Origin of the sequence: Lentzea sp. NPDC020367, from assembly GCF_044387305.1 — a bacterium.
GTDB lineage: Bacteria > Actinomycetota > Actinomycetes > Mycobacteriales > Pseudonocardiaceae > Lentzea.
Genome location: NZ_JBIRVV010000004.1, coordinates 636,087 through 656,588, shown reverse-complemented (window position 1 = coordinate 656,588; position 20,502 = coordinate 636,087). Strand labels below are relative to the sequence as shown.

The 20,502-nt window shown below is 68.3% G+C and carries 16 protein-coding genes; 3 read left to right on the top strand and 13 right to left on the bottom strand.

Annotated features, from left to right (window positions below):
* Positions 1–55: 55 nt before the first annotated feature.
* Positions 56–1,816 carry a rhamnogalacturonan lyase gene (locus ACH413_RS20695; protein WP_360035661.1) on the bottom strand — a complete coding sequence of 587 codons (1,761 nt, stop codon included), beginning with the start codon at positions 1,814–1,816 and terminating at the stop codon, positions 56–58.
* Positions 1,817–1,968: 152 nt separating this feature from the next.
* Positions 1,969–3,360 (bottom strand): BNR repeat-containing protein, encoded by a 1,392-nt coding sequence (locus ACH413_RS20690; protein WP_360035664.1) that lies wholly within the window; start codon positions 3,358–3,360, stop codon positions 1,969–1,971.
* A gap of 238 nt (positions 3,361–3,598) precedes the next feature.
* Here ACH413_RS20690 and ACH413_RS20685 point away from each other — a divergent pair, with 238 nt between their 5' ends.
* On the top strand, positions 3,599–7,288 hold the full coding sequence (locus ACH413_RS20685; protein ID WP_360035667.1) for a glycoside hydrolase family 2 TIM barrel-domain containing protein: 3,690 nt from the start codon (positions 3,599–3,601) through the stop codon (positions 7,286–7,288).
* 77 nt (positions 7,289–7,365) lie between these two features.
* Here ACH413_RS20685 and ACH413_RS20680 read toward each other — a convergent pair whose 3' ends face one another.
* Positions 7,366–8,010, bottom strand: coding sequence for a TetR/AcrR family transcriptional regulator (locus ACH413_RS20680; protein WP_360035670.1), 645 nt, complete (start codon positions 8,008–8,010; stop codon positions 7,366–7,368).
* Positions 8,011–8,175: 165 nt separating this feature from the next.
* On the opposite strand from ACH413_RS20680, the gene ACH413_RS20675 reads away from it, so the two are divergent.
* Entirely contained in the window at positions 8,176–9,450 is a 1,275-nt protein-coding gene (locus ACH413_RS20675; protein WP_360035673.1) for a YncE family protein, read from the top strand.
* A gap of 49 nt (positions 9,451–9,499) precedes the next feature.
* Here ACH413_RS20675 and ACH413_RS20670 read toward each other — a convergent pair whose 3' ends face one another.
* From ACH413_RS20670 to ACH413_RS20625, 10 genes are all read right to left on the bottom strand, one after another.
* Positions 9,500–10,282 carry a family 16 glycosylhydrolase gene (locus ACH413_RS20670; RefSeq protein WP_360035676.1) on the bottom strand — a complete coding sequence of 261 codons (783 nt, stop codon included), beginning with the start codon at positions 10,280–10,282 and terminating at the stop codon, positions 9,500–9,502.
* Between the two features lie 75 nt (positions 10,283–10,357).
* Positions 10,358–11,071: a cupin domain-containing protein gene (locus tag ACH413_RS20665; protein WP_360035679.1), complete on the bottom strand. Its 714-nt coding sequence runs from the start codon at positions 11,069–11,071 to the stop codon at positions 10,358–10,360.
* Complete coding sequence (locus tag ACH413_RS20660; protein ID WP_360035682.1) at positions 11,065–11,946, bottom strand: PmoA family protein; 882 nt, start codon at positions 11,944–11,946, stop codon at positions 11,065–11,067. Before ACH413_RS20660 ends, ACH413_RS20665 begins: the two co-directional genes overlap by 7 nt.
* Positions 11,928–13,010: a Gfo/Idh/MocA family oxidoreductase gene (locus ACH413_RS20655; protein WP_360035685.1), complete on the bottom strand. Its 1,083-nt coding sequence runs from the start codon at positions 13,008–13,010 to the stop codon at positions 11,928–11,930. The genes ACH413_RS20660 and ACH413_RS20655 overlap by 19 nt, the downstream gene beginning before the upstream one ends.
* Positions 13,007–14,314 (bottom strand): ABC transporter substrate-binding protein, encoded by a 1,308-nt coding sequence (locus ACH413_RS20650; RefSeq protein WP_360035688.1) that lies wholly within the window; start codon positions 14,312–14,314, stop codon positions 13,007–13,009. Before ACH413_RS20650 ends, ACH413_RS20655 begins: the two co-directional genes overlap by 4 nt.
* 15 nt (positions 14,315–14,329) lie before the next feature.
* Complete coding sequence (locus tag ACH413_RS20645) at positions 14,330–15,163, bottom strand: carbohydrate ABC transporter permease (RefSeq protein ID WP_360035691.1); 834 nt, start codon at positions 15,161–15,163, stop codon at positions 14,330–14,332.
* On the bottom strand, positions 15,153–16,085 hold the full coding sequence (locus ACH413_RS20640) for a sugar ABC transporter permease (protein WP_360035694.1): 933 nt from the start codon (positions 16,083–16,085) through the stop codon (positions 15,153–15,155). Before ACH413_RS20640 ends, ACH413_RS20645 begins: the two co-directional genes overlap by 11 nt.
* A gap of 158 nt (positions 16,086–16,243) precedes the next feature.
* The gene (locus tag ACH413_RS20635) at positions 16,244–16,699 is read right to left on the bottom strand and encodes a hypothetical protein (RefSeq protein ID WP_360035697.1); all 456 of its coding nucleotides are present in this window, start codon (positions 16,697–16,699) and stop codon (positions 16,244–16,246) included.
* Between the two features lie 82 nt (positions 16,700–16,781).
* On the bottom strand, positions 16,782–17,396 hold the full coding sequence (locus ACH413_RS20630) for an NPCBM/NEW2 domain-containing protein (protein WP_360035700.1): 615 nt from the start codon (positions 17,394–17,396) through the stop codon (positions 16,782–16,784).
* A 72-nt stretch (positions 17,397–17,468) separates the two neighbouring features.
* On the bottom strand, positions 17,469–18,698 hold the full coding sequence (locus tag ACH413_RS20625) for an ROK family protein (protein WP_360035703.1): 1,230 nt from the start codon (positions 18,696–18,698) through the stop codon (positions 17,469–17,471).
* Between the two features lie 137 nt (positions 18,699–18,835).
* Here ACH413_RS20625 and ACH413_RS20620 point away from each other — a divergent pair, with 137 nt between their 5' ends.
* Entirely contained in the window at positions 18,836–20,500 is a 1,665-nt protein-coding gene (locus tag ACH413_RS20620; protein ID WP_360035706.1) for an ABC transporter substrate-binding protein, read from the top strand.
* The last annotated feature ends 2 nt before the right edge of the window (positions 20,501–20,502 follow it).

The window sequence follows — 20,502 nt, the reverse complement described above, 5'->3', positions numbered from 1 at the left end:
TTCAAAAGAACCGAATCCGCGAACGGCGACCTGTTCGCGGATTCGGCAACGCACATCAGGGCGAGGCGAAACTCGGGTGCGGCGGCTGGTTGTAGGCGGTGTTCTGCCACGCCACCGCCTCCCGGTACTGCCGGTCCTCCATCAGCGACGCCCGCCGGATCGTCGTCGGCTCGGTCGTCGAGTAGATCCGCAACGCGCTGCTGTCCGAGGTCCGCCAGATGACCTCCTCGCGCCAGTCGCCGAGGATGTCCGCCTGCAACGCCGGTGTGGACTTGGTGCCGTTGTTGGAGGCCACGCCCGAACCGGTGAGCAGCCGCGTGTCGCCGTTGGGGCCGTACTTGTCGATCGTGGTGCCGTTGAGCAACTCGCGCTGCGCGTCACCGTCCCACCAGATCACGAAGTTGATCGAACCCGGCTTCCGCGCGGCGACCTGGGCTCCCGTGGTGGCACTGCGCAGACCTCCCACGGACGCCGACCACGCCTCCGCGCCGGGGTTGCCGGCCCAGATGTCCGCGGCGACCCCGCGGCCGTTGTCGCAGCCGCACGACGGCGCGCTCCAGATGATCTGACCCGTGCGCGCGTCGCCCATCCAGTGCGAGACCTCGGTCGTCCACTCCGACGGCTTGAAGACCTCCAGTCCCGGCCTGGACGGGATGAAGTCGCCGACGTGCAGGGCGTCGCCGTGGTGGGTGCTGTTCTGCCACAGGCCGCGGCCGTTGTCGTCGATGGCCATCGAGCCATAGACGACCTCGTCACGGCCGTCGGCGTCCACGTCGGCGATCGAGAGGTTGTGGTTTCCCTTGCCCTCCCAGGCCGAGCGGTTCGACTGGGACGCCGAGTCGAACGTCCAGCGCTGGGTCAGCTGACCGCCGCGGAAGTCCCACGCCGAGATCACGCTGCGGGTGTAGTACCCGCGGGCCATCACGATGCTCGGGCGCGAGCCGTCCAGGTACGCGGTGGCGGCCAGGAAGCGGTCGACCCGGTTGCCGTAGCTGTCACCCCACGACGAGACGGTTCCGCGTGGTGGCACGTAGTTCTCGGTGTCGAGCACCGCGCCGTCCGTGCCGCGGAACACCGAGAGGAACTCCGGCCCGGTCAGGACGTAGCCGTCGCTGTTGCGGTGGTCGGCGCTCGCGTTGCCGATCACCTGTCCCGTGCCGGACCGCGTGCCGTCCGCGGTCTTCACGGCGATCTCGGCCCTGCCGTCACCGTCGTAGTCGAAGACCTGGAACTGCGTGTAGTGCGCGCCCGCCCGGATGTTGCGGCCGAGGTCGACGCGCCAGAGCCTGGCACCGCTGAGCTTGTACGCGTCCAGGTACACGTTGCCCGTGCGGCCCGCCTGCGAGTTGTCCTTGGCGTCAGCGGGATCCCACTTCAGGACGATCTCGTACTCGCCGTCGCCGTCCAGGTCTCCGACCGACGCGTCGTTCGCCACGTAACCGGATCCCGGGCTCTGGATGGGAACGTCCCTGCTCGTCGCCAGGGTGCCGACGGACCGCGTGGCCGCCGCCGATTCCACGCCTCCGCTCACCTGACGCACCGAGTAGGACGCGGTCGCGGGCGCACCCGCGTCGAGATAGCTCGTCGCCGTCGTCACCGGCGCGCGGGTGACCTTCACCCCGTCGCGGTAGACGTTGAACGCCACATCGGCGGCGTCGGAACCGAGCAGCCGCCACGACACGAAGTTGCCGTCACCGCGCACCGATCTGATGCTGACCAGTCCGCGGTCGGCACTCGCCGGTTCGGTCGCGAGCGCGGGAACACCGCTCGCGACGAGTACCGCCGCGAGCAGCGCGGACATCGTTGTCCGTCTCATCGTCGATCACCCTCCTGACACCGGAACTCGTTCTCCCAGAAGTGATCCGCAGAATTGAAACGTTTCACCAGAAAGAACGGTAGCGTCGAAAAATCGAATGCGCGGAGGGCGATTTCTTCGACCTGGATTCGACGCCACCGACAACGCCGGGGTCAGGCTCCCAGCCGGAAGTCGGCGACGCGGATCGCCGACGGCGTGGTGCCGCTGGAGATCTGCTGGTACTGCACCGACAGGATCCCCTGGGAGGCGACACGGGACGCGTCCACGTTCACCTCGCCGAACGCCCGCAGCGACGGACGGTCGAACAACGTCGTCCAGTCCGTCCAGCCGCTGGCCCTGCTCGCCGCCACGATCTTCCCGCGCGGCAGCACGAGGTACGCGTTGTCGTCCCGGTCGAACACGATCTTCGTGCGCTGGCTGTGGTTCGGCGGGATCGGAACCTCCATCTTGGTCCAGCTGCCGTCCGCTCCGCGGAACACGTGGAAGGTGCGGCCGTACTGCGTGCGCTGCTGCGCGTAGTTCGACACGCACTGGGTGAACCGGCCGGGAACGTAGCTGATCACCACGTGCGGCCGGCCCTGGGAGTCCACGGCCTGACTCTCCTGGTTCATCAGGCCGTGGTTCGGGTCGAGCGGATCGGCCACCAGTCCTGGTGAGCCGACGTTCACCGGCGTGCCACCGGTGGTGCCCACCGCGGTTCCGGCGCCGTTGCGCCACGTCCGGCCGCGGTCGTCGCTGTAGACGTAGCCGGTGTCGTGGTTGGTCAGCCCGCCCGCGTTGCACAGCACACCTGCATTGCCTTCACGCCAGGTGAAAGCGGCGTGCAACCGTCCACTTCGGTCATACGTCAGGCCATGCAGGTACATGTTGCGGGTGGTGGACACCACGCCGTTCGGGCCGGTGTACGAACCGGTGGCGGACGACCAGCCGCCGAGCTTGCGCCACGTGCCGCCGGAGTACTCGGCGAGCTCGTTGACACCGTTGCCGGAACCACCGGTGCGGTAGCTGAACTGCAGCCTGCCCTCGGGCGTCACCACGAACTGCGGGTAGGTCATGGCCCCGAGCTCGACACCGCCGAGCGTGCGCTGCTCCGGACCGAACGCGGCGGCGTTCCACGACTGAGCGCCGGTCGCGAGGCCTGGCTGCGAACGGAAGTAGAACAAGCGCGTGTTGTGGGTGTCCATCGCGACGTGGATCGCGTTGTCCTGCGGGGAGATTCCCAGCGAGATCACGTTGTGCGAGTCGTCGACGCTGAGCCGGTGCGGCAGGACCACGGTCTCCCACTGCGCACCGCCCACGGTCCGCCGCGCGATCACGGCCTCGCGGCTCGCGGTGTACCAGGTGGCGTACTGACGTCCCTGATAGGTCAGGATCGCGTCCTGCTGGAACGAGTTGTTGTTCACCACTCCGTCGTAGGACACGAAGTACAGTGCGGACGGATCGAGCAACGTGTCGCTCACGAGGCTGACCGCCGGCGCCGCCATCGCGGTTCCCGGTGATGCCAGCAGCACCGCGGCCACCAGGCTCAGAGCTGTCCTCTTCACGGTTCCCCCGGCTCGTCGCGGTTCGGCTTGTCCCCCGGAGCGTGAAGTCGAACAAAATCGAACGCAAGCGTCGACCTGTTCGATAACAGCGGTGGCATGTGAACGGCACGGACCTCGTGGCCCCTTGTCGCCCTTCCGGCCCAACTGTTCACTTGTGTTCAGTTCTGTCTGAACATGGAGGTTCAGCGTGCGGCGTGCGATTGTTCTTGCCACGGTCCTCCTGGTTGCGGCGGGTTCGATGACACCGATCGCCTCCGCCGCGGATCCACCTCCGGACGTGCACACCTACCTCGAGGATCCGAGCAGGATCGCCGAGGGACAGGAGCCGCACCACGCGTTGCTGCTCCCCCAGGCGGATGTCGCCGCGGCCGCACGCCGCGACGAGCGCACCCCGTTCACGCGGTCGCTGGACGGCCAGTGGCGGATCTCCATGGCGGACAGGCCCGCCGACGTTCCCGCGCGGTTCTACGCCGACGACTACGACACCTCGGGCTGGCGCGCGGTGACCGTGCCGCACACCTGGCAGACCGACGGCCTGGACCACCCGATCTTCCGCAACATCGCCACCGAGGTGCAGCCGGACGACCCGCCCCGCGTGCCCCGCGACGTGAACCCGACCGGTGCGTACGTCCGTGACTTCGACGTGCCCGCCGACTGGACGAAGCGCGCCACGTTCGTGCGCTTCGAGGGCGTGACGTCCGGCTACTTCGTGTGGGTCAACGGCAAATACATCGGCTACGACCAGGGTGGCTACACCCCGGCCGAGTTCGACATCTCCTCCGCGCTGCGACCGGGCCGCAACAAGATCGCCGTCCAGGTGCACCGCTGGAGCGCCGGTTCCTACCTCGAGGACTACGACCAGTGGCGGTACTCCGGCATGTTCCGCTCGGTGTCGCTGTACTCGACACCCGCCACGTTCATCCAGGACGTCACCCTCAGGACCGACCTCGACGCCACCTACACCGACGCGACCCTCACCGCGGACGTCGAACTCGGCCACAAACCCGGCGGAACGACCGGCACGCACCGCGTCACCGCCAGCCTGCGTGACTCTCGCGGAGCCGAAGTCGGTTCGGCGAGCCAGCAGACAGACGGCAGCACCGCACGCCTCACGTTGCCCGTCCGCAACCCGGCGAAGTGGACCGACGAGACGCCGAACCTCTACACCGTCGTGCTGACGCTGACCGCACCGGACGGCAAGGTCACGCACATCACCAGTGACACAACCGGTTTCCGCGAGATCGAGATCCGGGACCGGACCTTGCTGGTCAACGGCAAGCGCGTGCTGTTCAAGGGCGTCAACCGCGCGGAGACCGACCCGGACCACGGCCGGCACGTCCCGCGTGCGGCGCAGGAACGCGACGTGGCGCTGATGGAGCAGCTCAACGTCAACGCCGTGCGCACCTCGCACTACCCGAGCGACCCGTACTTCTACGACCTCGCCGACCGGCACGGCATCTGGATCGATGACGAGGTCGACATCGAGACCCACAACCACGAGAACTGCGCCCGGTGGTGCCAGGCGAACCAGCCGGAGTGGCGCGAGACGTTCCTGGACCGGCTGATCGCCATGGTCGAACGCGACAAGAACCACCCGAGCGTCTTCCTGTGGGACACCGGCAACGAGGCTGGGCTCGGCGCGCACCACTACGAGATGGCGAAGTGGCTCAAGGCCAACGACCCGTCGCGGCCGATCTACCACCAGTCCAACAACCCCGACGGCGACGCACCGTTCGCCGACGTGTGGGGGCCGCGCTACCCGTCGCCGGAGAGGTTCGCCGAGCAGGCGAAGAGCACGACCAAGCCGCTGATCTTCGGCGAGTACGCCCACGCGATGGGCAACAGTCTCGGCAACTTCCGGGAGTTCTGGGACATCATCCGGGCCAACCCGCAGACCCAGGGCGGCTTCATCTGGGACTGGGCCGAGCAGAACATCAGGCAGAAGACCCGCATCGCGCCGGACAGCTCGGGCAACGACATCACCGCGCTGTTGTCGGGCGCACCGAAGCTCGTCGACGGTCACCGCGGCAAAGCCCTGTCGCTGTCCGGACTCGACGACTTCGTCGAGGTCTACCGCGACCGCAGGCTCGACATCACCGGCACCGCGCTGACACTGGACGCGTGGGTCAAGCCCGGCAAGTGGACCGGCCAGTTCCCCATCATCGCCAAGGGCGACCACCAGTGGACGCTCAAGATGAAGAACGAGACCACGCTCGAGTTCTTCGTCCACAGCGGCACGTGGCGTGCCGTGCAGGCGAAGGTACCGGCCGACTTCTACGGCAAGTGGCACCGCGTCAGCGGCACGTACGACGGCACCGCGCTGCGGTTGTACATCGACGGCGCCGAGGTGGGCACCCTGCCGTTCACCGGCGCGATCGACTACTCGGCGGCGGACGTGAACATCGGCCGCGACTTCGAGATGTCGTGGAACGACCCGTCGACCGTCGGCTGGATGTCCCGTGGCGAGGTCGACGACGTGCGCGTCTACGACCGGGCGTTGCCGGCCACCGAACTCGGTACCTCCTCCGCTCCTGCCGGTGGCGCCGTGCTGGCGCTCGACTTCGACAGCGTGCGGGAACGCGGCACGCACTTCGCGTACGGGTCGACGTTGTCCGGTGTGGACGGTCTGATCGGCACGGACCGCAAGCCGCAGCCGGAGACCACGCAGATGGCGTGGGCACACCAGCCGATCCGGTTCGGCTACTCCGGCGGCGTGCTGTCGGTGACCAACGAGCGGCAGTTCACCGGCACCGACGACCTCACCCTGCGCTGGCGGGTCACCGAAGGCTCACGGGTGGTCAAGAGCGGCGAACAGCCGTTGCGCGTCGCCGCCGCCTCGACTGCGGCGATCTCGCTGCCGGTCCCGGTCAACGGCGCGGATCGGGAACGGTTCCTGACCGTCGAGACGGTCACGTCGGCCGCGGCGCCGCTGCTGCCGGCCGGGCACGTGCTCGCGCACGACCAGTTCTCGCTGGGCGGCAGCCGCGTTCCCGGTCTGGACAGGGCGCCGCTCGACTGGGCCGTCGTGTTCACCCACGAGGACGCCCAGAAGGTCACCGCCACGGCGGCGGGTGCCGCCTACACCGTCGACAAGAAGTCCGGTGCGCTGACGTCCATGAAGTCGTGGGGCCGCGAACTGCTCGCCAGTGGCCCGAAGCTCGACGCGTGGCGTGCGCCGATCAGCAACGAGACCTACACCTGGGGCCGCGCCGAGGGTGAGGACTGGCGCAAGGCCGGCCTGGACCGCCTGGAGACCACCGTGTCCGGTGTGCGGGTGGAGAAGGACGGCCACAAGGCCACCAGGATCATCGTCGACAGCAGGGTGGCCGCGCCCGGAGTCAGCGGGGCGTGGTTCGACCAGACGATGGTCTACTCGGTGGACTCGGCCGGTGTGCTGCGGCTCGGGCACCGGGTGACGCCGCAGGGCTCGATGCGGACCCTGCCGTACCTGCCGCGCATCGGTGTCCAGCTGTCCGTGCCCGACCGCTACTCCGAGTTCTCCTGGTACGGCAGGAAAGCGGAGAGCTACGTCGACCGCAAGGACGGCACGCCGATCGGGGTGCACTCCAGTTCGGTGGCCGACCAGTACGTCGAGTACCACCGTCCGCAGGACCACGGCAACCACACCGACACCCGGTGGGCACTGCTCACCGACGGCCGCACGTCCGGTCTGCTGGTGTCGGGCGCTTCCGAGGTCAGTGTGACGCAGTACGACGACATCGAGCGCGCCGCGTACCCGTTCCTGTTGCAGCGCAACAAGGGGTACTTCACGCTGCACGCCGACCACGCCGTGACCGGTGTCGGTGACACGCCGAACCCGGTGCGGCCGCGCAACCAGGTCCGTCCTGACAGCACCTACGAGTACACGATCACGATGCGACCGCTGACGTCGCAAGAGGCCTGGTCGGGCCTTCCGGCGGGGGCCTGACCGGTGGAGGTGGCCCCGGCGCTCTCCGGGGCCACCTCGCTTTTCACGCCCGCGTGCGTCCGATGTGGACGTTCTGCTCACTCGGCGATCTGGTACCTGCCGAGCACCATCTGGGCCAGCTCGTCCGCGACCTCGTCCAGCGTCGCATCGACCCACCCGACGACCCAGTCGTGCATGAGTCCGTTGACGGCGCCGATGATGGCCGCGGCGGTGATGCGGTAGTCGCCAGGAGGTATCTCGCCCCGTGCGGCGGCGTCCGCGGCCAGCCGGTTGATCATCTCGACCCAGATGGCGCGGCGTTCGAGGCGCTGACGGTCCATGCGGGGGCTGACTCCGACGACCTCGACGTAGGCGATGCGGGCGTGCCGCGGGTCGGCGCAGGCACCCTTCACGTAGGCGTGCACCAAGCGGGGCAGCAGCTCCGGCAGTCTCAGGTGCCCGGAGCCGGGCAGCACCTCGGCGACGGCCTTCCCCGCCACGTCGTTGACGTGGAGGTGCAGGTCGGCCAGCAGGTCTTCCAGGGCGCGGTACTCCTCGTAGAACTGGCGGCTCGACAGACCGGCGGCCTTGCACAGATCGCCCAGGCGAGTCCCTCGGAAACCCGGTCCGGTGCCGAACGTCTCCAGACCCGCTTCCCGGAACCGCCTGCGCCGCCCGTCCCGGCGCTCAGCCGCGTCCTTGCCTCCGTAGCGGCCCTCCGCCGGGGTGATCCTGCCTGCCACGGTGCCTCCAACGGATGCGTGCGGTGGTTGCCTCCACTGGCTCTTGTGGCCGGGATCACGCCACCCTACTATCCAGTAGGTAAAATCTGAACTTGGCCGAGTTCAGATCTCCCTGCGGTATGCGCCCTCCCCTTGCCGGCGCCCACATCATTCGGAGATGCAACGATGCACGCTTCGTCCAACCCTGCGCGGAAACCTTCCGGAAACGCTCTGACACGCCGCCGCCTCGTCCACGCCGTCGCCGCGGCGGCAGTGCTCGCCGCCTGCGTCACCACTCCGGCCGCCTCCGCGGCGCCGCTGCGTGAAGTGATGTTCGTCGGCAACAACTGGGACGGCACCGCCGACGTGATCAGGTCCACCGGCGACTTCGCCAAGATCGGCCGGATCAACGTCATCCCCGACAAGGACCAGCGACTCACCGAGATCTACCTCAACCCGATCAAGCTGGCCTTCTTCCTCGGTATCCGCTCGGGCCCGGGCGAGGGGCACGACCAGTTCGTCGACGACATGTACTCCACCCCCGACGGCACGGCCATGGTCGTCTCACGACCCAGCTTCGCCGACGTCGTCTCCCTCGACCTGGCCACCGGGAACGTCAAGTGGCGGTTCCCCGTGTCGGGCTTCCGCGCCGATCACATGTCCGTCTCCCCGGACGGCACCAGGATCGCGGTCTCGGCGTCGACGTCCAACACCGTGCACGTGCTGGACATCAACACCGGCCGGCAGCTCGGTTCCTTCAAGACCGGTGACAAGCCGCACGAGAACGTCTTCACCAACGGCGGCAGGTACCTCTGGAACATGTCGATCGGCGAGGTCAACAACGACTTCGACGCCCCGTGGCAGGACTTCCTGAAGGGCGACCGGCACATCACCGTCGTCGACGCCGCCACCTACCAGATCGTCCGCACCATCGACATGCGCGGCAAGCTGGACGCCTTCGGCCGCAAGGACCTGTCCAACGCCGTGCGGCCCGCGACGTTCAGCCCTGACTTCTCCAAGCTGTACTTCCAGGTGTCGTACTTCAACGGCTTCATCGAGTACGACGTCGCCACCGACAGGATCACCCAGGTGAAGACCCTGCCGAAGAACCCGAACACCAGCGACGACCGCACCACCTTCGTCAACGACTCACGCCACCACGGCCTCTCCATGAGCCCGGACGGCAGCAAGCTGTGCGTCGCCGGAACCATGGACGACTACGCCACCGTCGTCGACCGCGCCACCCTGCGGGAAGGCCCGCTCGTCACCGCCTCCAAGCCCTACTGGGCCACCGTCAGCGGCGACGGCCGCCAGTGCGTCATCTCCGAGAGCGGCGCCGACCAGGTCACCGCGATCGACTTCGGCACCGGCCAGAAGGTCGTCTCCGTACCCGTCGGCGACCACCCGCAACGCGTCCGCATCGCCCACATCTCCGCCGGCTGGACCGGCCCCACCGACTGACCACCAACCCGAGGAGGTGGCCCCGGCGCTCTCCGGGGCCACCTCGCTTTCACGCCCGCGTGCGTCCGATGTAGACGTTGCGGGCCCGGTAGACGGTCTCCGCGGTCGGGCCGGGGCTGCCGGACGAGCCCTCCATCTGCAGGTTGATGATCACCCAGAGCGGCTTGCCGACGAAGTTCCTCGCGGTGTGCTGGGCGATCCACTTGCCGTCGAGGTAGTAGTGGATGTCGACGTCGGTGCTGTTCACCTTGGTCACCCAGGCCCGGTAGGTGTGCCACGAGCCCGGCGAGGACACCCCGACGATCGAGCTCGACACGTCACTGGACGTCCGGAAGGTGTTGAACCAGTTCCGGTTGTCCCCCTTGAACTCCAAGACGTCGCTCTCGGGCGGCCAGCTGTTGACCCCGGTCAGCCAGAACGCGGGCCAGGTGCCGCGGGTCGACGGCGCCTGGAAGTCGCCCTTCACCTCCCAGTTCGGGAACTGGTCGTTCACCACCACGTGTTCCTTCGCGTGGATCGCGCCGGAGTGGTAGCGGATGGGCAGATGTGGATCGGCCCCGCTGTTGCCCTCGTCCCAGGAGATGCGCGTCGCCTTGACCGTCAGCACGCCGCCGGACAGCGACACGTGGTTGTGGTCGCTGGAACTCGCGTACATCCTGGCCGTGCCGTTGTGGTCGGAACCCCACGGGTAGCGGTAGTTCCATTCCGACTCCAGCGCGCCGTAGCCGCCGAAGGAGCCCGTCCCGATCACCTCTTCCCACGCCGCCGCGTTCGCGGGAGTCGTGGAAGCCGCTGTGAGGACGACGACGAGTGCGCCTGCTGCGATTCTCATCGCCTCACTGTCCAGCAAGGACTTGTTGCCGCACAACGGTTCTGTCGATTCGACGGACGATTCGACTCGACGAGGTCAGTCGTGCGGCGAGGTGCCGTCCGCCGGGTCGTGGACGTCGAGCCGGCCGCACATGCCGAACCGCTGCGGCCCTTCCGCGCGCATCACGTGGAGGTCCGCCTCGGCGAGGTGGCCGATGTCACCGTCGCGCAACCGGTTCAGCTGCTCACCGGTGCGTTCGGCCGATGCCAGTGCCCCGGCCCGCCACCGCTTCTCCCAGGCGTCCAGAACGTCCTGCTTCAGCCGCACCGCGGAGCGGTAGAAGTCGTCGAGCGCGGAGTCCTCGCCCGCCTCGACGCGTCGCCGCAACTCCTGGAACCCTTCGACGGCAAGGTCCTTGCGCCGCCTGGCCGACTCCTCGTCACCGGCCTGGGCGTGCGCGGGGTAGTTCTCCACATCGGCCAGCACTGAGGCGGGGAACGTGAACACCGCGTCCCCGGCCTCAGGCAGGCCGCTGTTCTGCATCACGACGAGGATCCGCAAGTTGTCCTCGTTGACCAGGCGATGGATCGTGCCGGGCGTGAACCAGGCGACGGTGCCCTCGCTCAACGGCGTCTCGGCGAACCCGCGCCGAGTCAGGGTCTGGACGCTGCCCCGCCCGCCGATCACGTAGTAGCACTCCGAACAGGCCAGGTGAACGTGCGGCGAGCCGCCGCAGACCCCGTCCACCGCCGGCCAGTCGTACACCCTCAGCCCGGAGATCCCGACCCCACCAGGAAACGGCGTCACCACGGATGTTCCTCCACATGGGATTCCAGTCGTGCCCGGTCCCACTCGCCGTTGGCCACGACGAGCCGGTAGCGCAGGTTCAGCGCGTCGCCCGGAGCCAACTCGACCGTGTCGTGGAAGGCGAACGACGGGTTGACCGCGGCGAACGGTGTGCTGCGCACGAACCAGTGTGTGCCCTTGTTGTCCGGGTGGTCCAGGAACAGCAGCGTCGACGAACGGTCCACCTCGTCGTGGCGGCCGACGAACGCGAGCCACCGCGCGGCCTCGCCCATCATCTCCTGCCCCGCTCCCCCGTCCGCCGCGATGACCGTGCCGTCGGTGAACGACCGCGGGCCGCGCCAGAAGAAACCGGTGTAGCCGGCCAGTTCACGGCCGTTGGTGGTCGGGCTGCCGAAGACCAACGGCTCCAGGCGGAGGTTCGTCAGCGTCGTGGCGAACTCCAGCGTCCACGAGTCGTCCTCGACGTCGCGCACCGAGAACGAGCGCGTCTCCCCGACCCAGCGCTCTCCCGCCTCGGTGAACCAGGACAGCCGCTCGTCGATCCGGGCCCCGTCGACCTCGAACTCCTCGTGCCGCATGGTCCCGACGTTCGGCAGCACCACGTACCCCTGGTCGCGCACGTACGTCACGCCACCCCAGAAGTTCTCCCCCGACACGTCGGTCGCGGTCATCTGCACGCCCTTGTGCCAGCGGTGGTCGTGCGGCCGGAACGCCGTCACCACGTCACCGGCCAGCGTGCGCACGGGATGCAGGTACGGCTTCGGGCCCTCGAACGCCGGCGTCGACGGCCGGTGCACGTAGGAGAAGAGCTCGACGTCGCCCACCGACACGGCGAGCACCTCGTCGTCCTGCCGGGTGATCACCGGGGATCCGCCCACGGGGCACCGACTCCTTCCATCGTCGCGTAGAACGGGCTGTCCGGACCGATCTCGCCGGCCTTCACGACGGCACCGGTGAACGCGGAGGCGTAGAGCGCCGCGATGAACTCCATCGTGTTCCTGGCGTCCGCGAGGGTCACCGGAGGCGTCTCGCCGCTGTCGAGCGCGTCCAGCAACGCCGCCAGCTGACCTCGGTGGCCACTCACGACCAGTGGCTGCTCGCCGCGCCAGGCACCGACGACCTCGTCGTGGCCTGGCGCGGGGGTGATGGTCCAATGCGCGTCGGTGTAGCCGTAGAGGTGCTCGACCTCGATCGTGGCGCGCTCGAAGTCGAACCTCAGCTGCGAGGTCTCCCGGGGCGACAGCAGGGAGTTGATCACCGAGGCGACCGTGCCGTCGGCGAAGGTCACCAGCGCCAGCGAGACGTCCTCGGTCTGCACGTTCCGCGCCTGCCGGACCGCCACCGCCCGGATCTCCTGCCACGGCCCCAGAACCGACAGCAACAGGTCGAACTGGTGGATGCCGTGCCCCATCGTCGGCCCGCCGCCCTCGCTCTCCCACGTCCCGCGCCACGGCACGTCGAAGTAGGCGTCACCGCGATACCAGAGGGTGTCGCACTTGGCGACGAACGACCGGCCGAGCACCCCCTCGGAGACCAGCCGCCGCAACCGGATCGCGGCGGGCCCGAAGCGGTGCTGGAACACCGTCGCGACCCGGCCGGTCGACCCGCGCTCGGCCGCGATCAGCATGTCGATCTCGCTCAGCGACAACGCCGGCGGCTTCTCCACCAGCACGTTCACGTTCGCGGCCAGGCATTCCAGCGCGAGCGGCACGTGGGAGCGCGGCGGTGTGCAGATGTGCACCAGGTCCAGGTCCTCCGCGTCGAGCAACGCGGCCGGAGTGGGGTGTGTGTGCGGCACACCCCACTCCTCGGCGAACGCCGTCGCACGACCGGCGTCCACGTCCACCACCGCGACCAGCTCGATCCGTCCTCCCGCCGCCCGCACCGCTTCGGCGTGGGCGGCCGCGATCGCACCCGTGCCGATGACGGCGGCGCGCCTCACTTCGCCGCGTCCACTTCGGACTGCACTTCCTTGATGAACGACGCCGCGGCCGCGTCAGGAGTGGTCCGGCCGAACAGCACGTCCTCGGTGTGCCGCTTGAGGATGGTGTCGAGGGTGCTGGCACCGTTCGGCGTGATCCTGGGCGGGTCGCTGACCGGGACGGTGTCGAGGTACTCCTTGGCGGCCTTGTCGGTCTCCTTGAGCTGCCCCGCGATCGCCTCGCGGATCTTCTGGTTGGCGGGCACGCCGCGTTCGGTCAGCAGGATCTTCGCGGCCTCCTCGTCGTTGGCGAGGAAGCTCACGAACGCGGCGGCCTCGGCCGGGTACTTCGACCGCGAGGACACCGACCAGAACATCGACGGCTTGTAGTAGGCGCCGGGTGCGGTGCCCTGGGTCTCGCCGGGCAGCCGCAGCAGCTTCAGCTTGGCGCCGCTGGCGGCGGTCAGCGCGGTCAGCTGGGTGTTCCACCACAGGCCGAACGCCGCGGTGCCGGTCGCGGTGGCGGACTGGTTCAGCCCGGCGGAGGCCTTCTCGACGGTCACCGACGGTGGCGCCGCGATTCCGGACTTGGCCAGGTCGAGGATGTACTGCCAGTAGTCGCGCGCGATCTCCTGGGGCAGCACGACCTTGGCGTCCGCGTCGAACATCGCCTTGCCCTGCTGCCGGGCCCGGATGCTCAACCCGGCCGCGTCGTTGATGCCGGGCGACTGGACGCCGAACACCGAGCCGCCACCGGCCTTCGAGACCTGCTCGCCGATCTTCTTGAGGTCGTCCCACGACCACTTGGTGTCGTCGGGCACGGGAATGTCGTACTTCGCCAGCAGGTCGAGGTTGACCATGATCGAGTACATGCCCAGGCCGACCGGCAACCCGTACTGCTTGCCCGCGATCGCACCGGTGGCGAGCGCCTTCTGGTCGAAGTCGGCGGTGTCGAGGTGTTTCTTGGCCTCGTTCAGGTCGAACAACGCCCCGCGCTCGGCGTAGGAGGCGATGTAGAGCTCGTCCATCTGCATGATGTCCGGCGCGTCGTTGGCCGCCATGGTGGTGGCGAGGCTGTCCCAGTAGCCGTTCCACTCCTTGAACTCGCCTTTGACGGTGATGTTCGGGTGCTTCTTCTGGAACATCTCGATGACCTGCTGGGTCCGCTTGTGCCGGTCGTCGGCACCCCACCAGGTGAAGCGCAGCGTGACCTTCTCCGTCGTCAGGTCGCCACCCGCGTCGGACCCGGACCCGCACGCCGCCAGGGACGCGGTCAGCGACAGCAGCACCACCCACGCGGCACCGCGGCGAACACCTCTGAACATGAGCTGTCCTTTCGGCTACTTGCCCCCGGTCGTGGCGATCCCCTGGACGAGGTACCGCTGGCCGATCAGGAACGCTAAGAAGATCGGGAGGAGCGACACGACGCTCATCGCGAACTGCGAGCCCCACGACGTGGCGACCGTCGAGTCGACGAACGAGCGCAGGGCGACGGGAACCGTGTACATGTCCGGGTCCGTCAGGTAGATCAGCTGGCTGAAGAAGTCGTTCCACGTCCAGATGAACGTGAAGATCGTCGTGGTCGCGAGCGCCGGTTTCATCAGCGGCAGCACGATCCGCAGGAAGATCCGCGGATGCCCGCACCCGTCGATGCGCGCCGCCTCGTCGAGTTCGCGTGGCAGACCGCGGATGAACTGCACCATCAGGAAGACGAAGAACGCGTCGGTGGCGAGGATCTTCGGCACGATCAGCGGCAGGAACGTGTTGACCCAGCCGATGTTCGAGAACAGCACGTACTGCGGCACGATGATCACGTGGATCGGCAGCATGATCGTGCCGAGCATGATCCCGAACCACCAGCGCTTGCCGGTGAACTGCAGCCGGGCGAACGCGTAGGCCGCCATCGAGCACGACACCAGGTTGCCGACGATGCAGCCCAGCACCAGGACCGCCGAGTTCAGCAGGTAGGTCCCGAACGACGGCGTGAGCGCGTTCCAGCCCTCGGTGTAGTTCTCGGTCTGGAGACTGTCGAGGATCAGCCCGGGGCTGCGGAAGATCTCGTCGCCCGGCCGCAACGAGCTGACGACCATCCACAGCACCGGGTACAGCATCACGAACCCGATCAGGACCAGGCCGGCGTGCTTGGCGAACTTGGCGAGCCGCTCAGTCGTCATAGAACACCCAGTACCTGGCCGCCCAGAAGTTGATCGCTGTGAAGGCCGCGATGATCAGCAGCAGGAACCAGGCCAGCGCCGACGCGTAACCCATGTCGAACCGGCTGAAACCCTGCTGGTACAGGTAGAGCGTGTAGAACATGGTCGAGTCGGACGGCCCGCCGGTGCCGCCGGAGACGACGAACGCCTGCGTGAACGACTGGAACGCGTGGATGATCTGCAGCACCAGGTTGAAGAACAGGATCGGCGACAGCAGCGGCAGCGTGATCCGCCAGAACCGCGACCACCTGCCCGCGCCGTCGATCGCGGCGGCCTCGTAGTAGACCTCGGGGATCTGCCGCAGCCCGGCCAGGAAGATGATCATCGGCGAGCCGAACGTCCACACGTTCAGCACGATCAGCGTCGACAGCGCCGTGTCCGGGTCGGAGATCCACCCCTTGCCCTCGACCCCGAAGAAGCCCAGCACGCGGTTCACCAGGCCCTCGGTGCCGAAGACCTGCGTCCACAGCACCGCGATCGCCACGCTCGACCCGAGCAGCGACGGCAGGTAGAACGCCGAGCGGTAGAACGCGAGCCCGCGCAGCCCGCGCAGCCCGCGGTTGAGCAGCAACGCGACGCCCAGCGCGCACGCCAGTTGCAGGGGCACCGACACGAGCACGTAGGTGAACGTCACCCGCAACGCGTTGTGCAGGCGCGCGTCGCTGAGGATGCGCGCGAAGTTGTCGAATCCGATGAGCTTCGGCGGCTGGATCAGGTTGTACCTGGTGAAGCCCAGTCCGAAGGACGCGAGCACCGGTCCGACCGTGACGAGGAGCAGTCCGGCGAACCAGGGCACCAGGAACCAGAACGCGGCCCTGTTGTCCCGTTTGCGCACCTGCGTGCCGCTGCGACGCAGCCCCCGCAGTTCGTCGAGTGCGCTCATGAACTCCCGACCCCGTCGTCTGGAAAACGCTTTCCGGAGTCTGCATCGGTGCACCACGAGCGTCAAGCAGGGCTGTCGAATGCAGTCGAACGGGTCGTCGAACAGCCGCGTCTCTGTTCGACGACCCGTTCGACACGGGTCCTTTGTGGACCTGGTCCCTACGCGTAGGGGTTGCGCCCGGAGAGCCCGCCCACCTTGCACGGGCCGTTCGACGCGTCACGGCAGACGACGACGCCCATGTAGGTGATCGAGTCGCCGCTGATCGACCACGTCAGGTTGTTGTAGGAGGAGTAGTCCTCCTTGTCACAGCCGGAGTAGTCGTACCGGCGCGTCGGCGTCGTGTCGGGGTGCAGCGACCCGTTGTAGAACAGGAAGTAGGCGTAGACCGGCTTGGCGTCACAGCCCCAGTCCGACACGAGCAGGTCGATGTTGCCCACCGAACTCCGCCCGGTCCAGTCGAACGTCGCCCCGGCGTACCCGTAGTCCTGCCCCGAGTAGATGAACTCCTGATCGGCGGCACCGGCGGAGGGCGCGGCGACGGCGACAGCCGAGAGCGCGACCACGGCGGCGGCCGCGATCCGGCCGGCGATCCTGCTGAAGGTTCTCGAAACCATGGCGGCAGTTAACAGCGCTCACCCACGCGTGCTGAAGCTATTGCACCACAACGCAAAGCCTCACCAGCACCGAACGAGCCGGTCAGACGGCCTTGCCGGGCGGCGCGGAGCAGAACACCCGCGGGGTCCCCCAGGCGTTGGCGGCGTCGCGGCCGGCGCGCACGTCCAGCAACGTCAGCCGGTCGACGTCCGAGATGTCGACCTCGACGTGCTGGGGAGCGTCGGCGATGCTCGCCTGACGGGTGACGGCCTCCGCCTCGTCGGCCCTGATCACGAACTGGCCGATCCCCTCCGTCTGGACCGAGGCCGCGTCCTTGCCGATCCACACCGACAGCCGGGTGCACCTGCCCGCGGTGGACCAGGTGCGGAAGTTGGCCGGCTGAGTCGCCGACGAGCCGGCCGAACCCCGGATGGCGCGGGCGAACGGCTCCTTGCCCACCCCGATGCTGATCGACGCCAGGGTCTCGTGCCCGGCGCCGGACTCGACCGTCTGGTAGGTGGTGAGGTCGTACCAGTCCTCGACGGGCGGCGGAGGCGCGGCCGGCGCCGTGGTCAGGACGGTGGCCGCCGGCTCTTCGCCGCTCAACACTCCGCTGACGAGCACGGACGTCCCGACCACCAGCACGATGATCACGGCGGCCGCGACCGCGATCCATCGCCCGGGTTTGTGACCTGCGCCACTGTCTTGCCTAGTCATGCCCGGCATTGTCTTGGAAGGACACCTCTTTGTTACAGGGTCAGCTCCTTTTGAGACAAAAAGAAACTCCATTCAGCGCAATGCCTGGAACACCGGCGGCTCCTCCGCCGCCAGGTCGTCCGGCAGCCGCAGCCCCTGCCGCCGCGGTACCAGTTCCGACTGCAGCACGATCGCCGCCGCGCCGATCGCCGGCGCCGACGCGGCCGACGGCGACAACCGCACCGAGATCGGGTGGACGTCGCGCGCGATGAACGCGCTGTCCAGTTCGGCGCGCAGCACCGGCAGGTAGATCGAGCCCGCGATCGCGAAGCTCGGGCCGGTGAGCACCAGCACCTCCAGGTCCAGCACGTTCGCGAGCGTGCGGGCCGCCGCCGCGACGTAGCGGGCGGACCGTTCCAGCAACGTCACCGCGCGGGTGTTGCCCTGCCGGGCCGCCCTGCTGATCGCCGCGAAGTCCGCCGCGACCGGGGTGGCCGCACGGGTCCGGCCGCCGACGAGGCCCGCCGCACGGGTGAGCGCCCGATCCGCCCGTGCCTGCTCGACGACGGCGGCGGGACCGGCCAGCGCTTCCAGGCATCCCTTCGCACCGCACCAGCACCGCGGGCCGTCGATGTCGAGACAGGCGTGGCCGATCTCGCCGGTGTGCCCGCTCGGGCCTCGGTACGTCGTGCCGCCGAGCACGACCCCCGCGCCGATCCCGGTTCCCATGAACAACGCGGCGAACGTCGACGTCGCGCCGACACCGCCGGACCAGTGCTCACCGATCGCCGCCGCGGTCGCGTCGTGGTCGAGCACGACGGGCAGTCCGGTCGCGCGCTCCAGCGCCCGGCCGAACTCGTGGTGCTCCGACGGACGGGCCGCGACGAGTCCCAGCCCCAGGATTCGATCGCGTTCGACACCGACGCTGTCGATCAGCGCGTCGGCCTCGCGGGCCACCCTGGCGACCACGGCCGCCGGTTCGTCGGCACCGGCACCGGCGCGCGAGATCCTGGCGACGACCGCCCCGCCGAGGTTGGTCAGCACGTAGGTGATCCGCGCGTCGTCGAGGTGCACGCCGACGGCGTAGCGCGCGAAGTGGTTGAGCTGCAACATGACCCGGCGCTTGCCACCGGTCGACTCCGCGTGCCCGGTCTCGGCGACCAGGCCCTCGTCGATCAGGCCCCGCACCACCGTGGAGATCGTGCCGCCGGTCAGGCCGGTGGCGTTGACCAGGCCGACCCGGCTGATCATGCCCGCCGCCCTGACCAGGTCCAGCACCGCCGCCCTGGTGCTCGCGTGGGTCACCCGCGCCGGTCCGCTCACCGCACTCCTCCGTCGAACGACGAACTTGGCACATCGACAAGTTCGGGATCAGTAAAGCATCCCGAGTCGTTGACTTTCTTTGTTTAGTAACTGAAGAATCCTCGCCGCGAACCACCCAGCCCACGGGAGGATCAACGATGTTCCTGCACAAGCGGCTCTGCTCACTCGGTCTCGCGGTGGTCGTCGCGGCCACCGCCGCCTGCTCCGGATCCGGCGGAACGAGCCGGTCCCGGGACACGCTCGTCGTCTACACCGGGCAGGCCGGCGACTACCAGCTGAACTTCAACCCCTACGCCCCCACCCAGATCGAGGGGCCCGGCACGATCTACGAGCCGCTGTTCTTCTACAACATCGCGAAGGACCAGCCGCCGAAACCCATGCTCGGCACCGAGTTCAAGTGGAACCCGGAGGGCACCGAGCTCTCGGTCACGCTCCGAAGCGACGTGTCCTGGTCCGACGGCGAGAAGTTCACCGCCGAGGACGTGAAGTTCACGCTCGACATGGTCGCGAAGACCCCGGCCGTCAACAAGACGGGCTTCAAGGGCACGACGACGGCGGTCGACGACACGCACGTGGTCGTCAAGTTCCCCGAACCGTCCTACATGGACGGACCGCAGGTGCTCGGCCAGCTGTGGATCATGCCGGAGCACATCTGGAAGAACTACGCCACGCCCGCCACCGAGGTGAACCCGAACCCCGTCGGCACCGGCCCGTTCCAGCTCGGCGAGTTCAAGGCGCAGTCGTTCACCCTCAAGGCGAACCCGAAGTACTGGGGCGGAGAACCCGCGCTCAAGCAGGTCCGCTACCTGTCGTTGTCGGGCAACCAGGCCGGCGTGGACGCGCTCAAGGCCGGGTCCATCGACTGGCAGACCGGTCCGATCCCGGACATCAAGGACGTCGAGAAGAACTACCCCGGCTACAAGGTCGTCACGCTGCCGCTCAACCAGGTCTCGCTGTTCACCTGCTCCAACGCGCAGCTCGGCTGTCAGGGCGCGCAGACCGATCCGGCCGTGCGCCAGGCGATCTACCACGGGATGAACCGCACGCAGATCAACTCGCTGGCGTTCCAGAACACCGGCAGCGAGATGTCCCCCGGCTTCACGCTGCAGCCGCGCGACACCTCGTTGCTGTCGAGCAAGCTCACCGACCGGATGGCGCCGATGAACGCCGATGTCGCCAAGGCCGCCGAGCTGCTCACGTCCGCCGGCTACGCCAAGGGCCCGGACGGCATCTACGCCAAGGACGGCAAGCCGCTGGCGCTGACCGTGAAGGTGGTCGCCGGCTGGACCGACTACATCACCGCGCTGGAGACCCTGAGCCAGCAGCTGCTCCAGATCGGCATCAAGATCACGCCGCAGCAGCTGTCGTGGAACGAGTGGGCGGACGCGCGCGGCCGCGGCCAGTTCGAGCTGCTGATCGACTCCGTGGAGCAGGGCCCGGCGCCGGACCCGTACTACACCTACAGCTACTTCTTCTCGACCGCGACGACCGCGCCGGTCGGTGAGGCGGCCAACCCGAACTTCGCCCGGTTCAGCAGCCCGGTCGTGGACGCCGCGCTGGCCGAGCTCAAGAAGACCGACCGGGGCAACCCCGCGCGGCAGCAGTACTACGACACCATCCAGGTCGAGCTCGAGAAGTCCATGCCGTACATCCCGGTGCTGACCGGCGGCATCCCGAACGAGTACAACGACAAGGCCTTCACCGGCTGGCCCACCAAGGACGACCTGTACGCGTTCCCCGCCGTGTGGAAGCGGCCGGACGCCTCGCAGGTGTACGCGAAGCTCAAGCCCGCCGGGTCCTGACG

Excerpts from the sequence above, each read along its gene's own strand:
- ACH413_RS20650 (WP_360035688.1), bottom strand. The coding sequence starts at position 14,314 with ATGTTCAGAGGTGTTCGCCGCGGTGCCGCGTGGGTGGTGCTGCTGTCG.
- ACH413_RS20645 (WP_360035691.1), bottom strand. The coding sequence starts at position 15,163 with ATGACGACTGAGCGGCTCGCCAAGTTCGCCAAGCACGCCGGCCTGGTC.
- ACH413_RS20675 (WP_360035673.1), top strand. The coding sequence starts at position 8,176 with ATGCACGCTTCGTCCAACCCTGCGCGGAAACCTTCCGGAAACGCTCTG.
- ACH413_RS20630 (WP_360035700.1), bottom strand. The coding sequence starts at position 17,396 with ATGACTAGGCAAGACAGTGGCGCAGGTCACAAACCCGGGCGATGGATC.
- ACH413_RS20695 (WP_360035661.1), bottom strand. The coding sequence starts at position 1,816 with ATGAGACGGACAACGATGTCCGCGCTGCTCGCGGCGGTACTCGTCGCG.
- ACH413_RS20670 (WP_360035676.1), bottom strand. The coding sequence starts at position 10,282 with ATGAGAATCGCAGCAGGCGCACTCGTCGTCGTCCTCACAGCGGCTTCC.
- ACH413_RS20685 (WP_360035667.1), top strand. The coding sequence starts at position 3,599 with ATGACACCGATCGCCTCCGCCGCGGATCCACCTCCGGACGTGCACACC.
- ACH413_RS20640 (WP_360035694.1), bottom strand. The coding sequence starts at position 16,085 with ATGAGCGCACTCGACGAACTGCGGGGGCTGCGTCGCAGCGGCACGCAG.
- ACH413_RS20620 (WP_360035706.1), top strand. The coding sequence starts at position 18,836 with ATGTTCCTGCACAAGCGGCTCTGCTCACTCGGTCTCGCGGTGGTCGTC.
- ACH413_RS20635 (WP_360035697.1), bottom strand. The coding sequence starts at position 16,699 with ATGGTTTCGAGAACCTTCAGCAGGATCGCCGGCCGGATCGCGGCCGCC.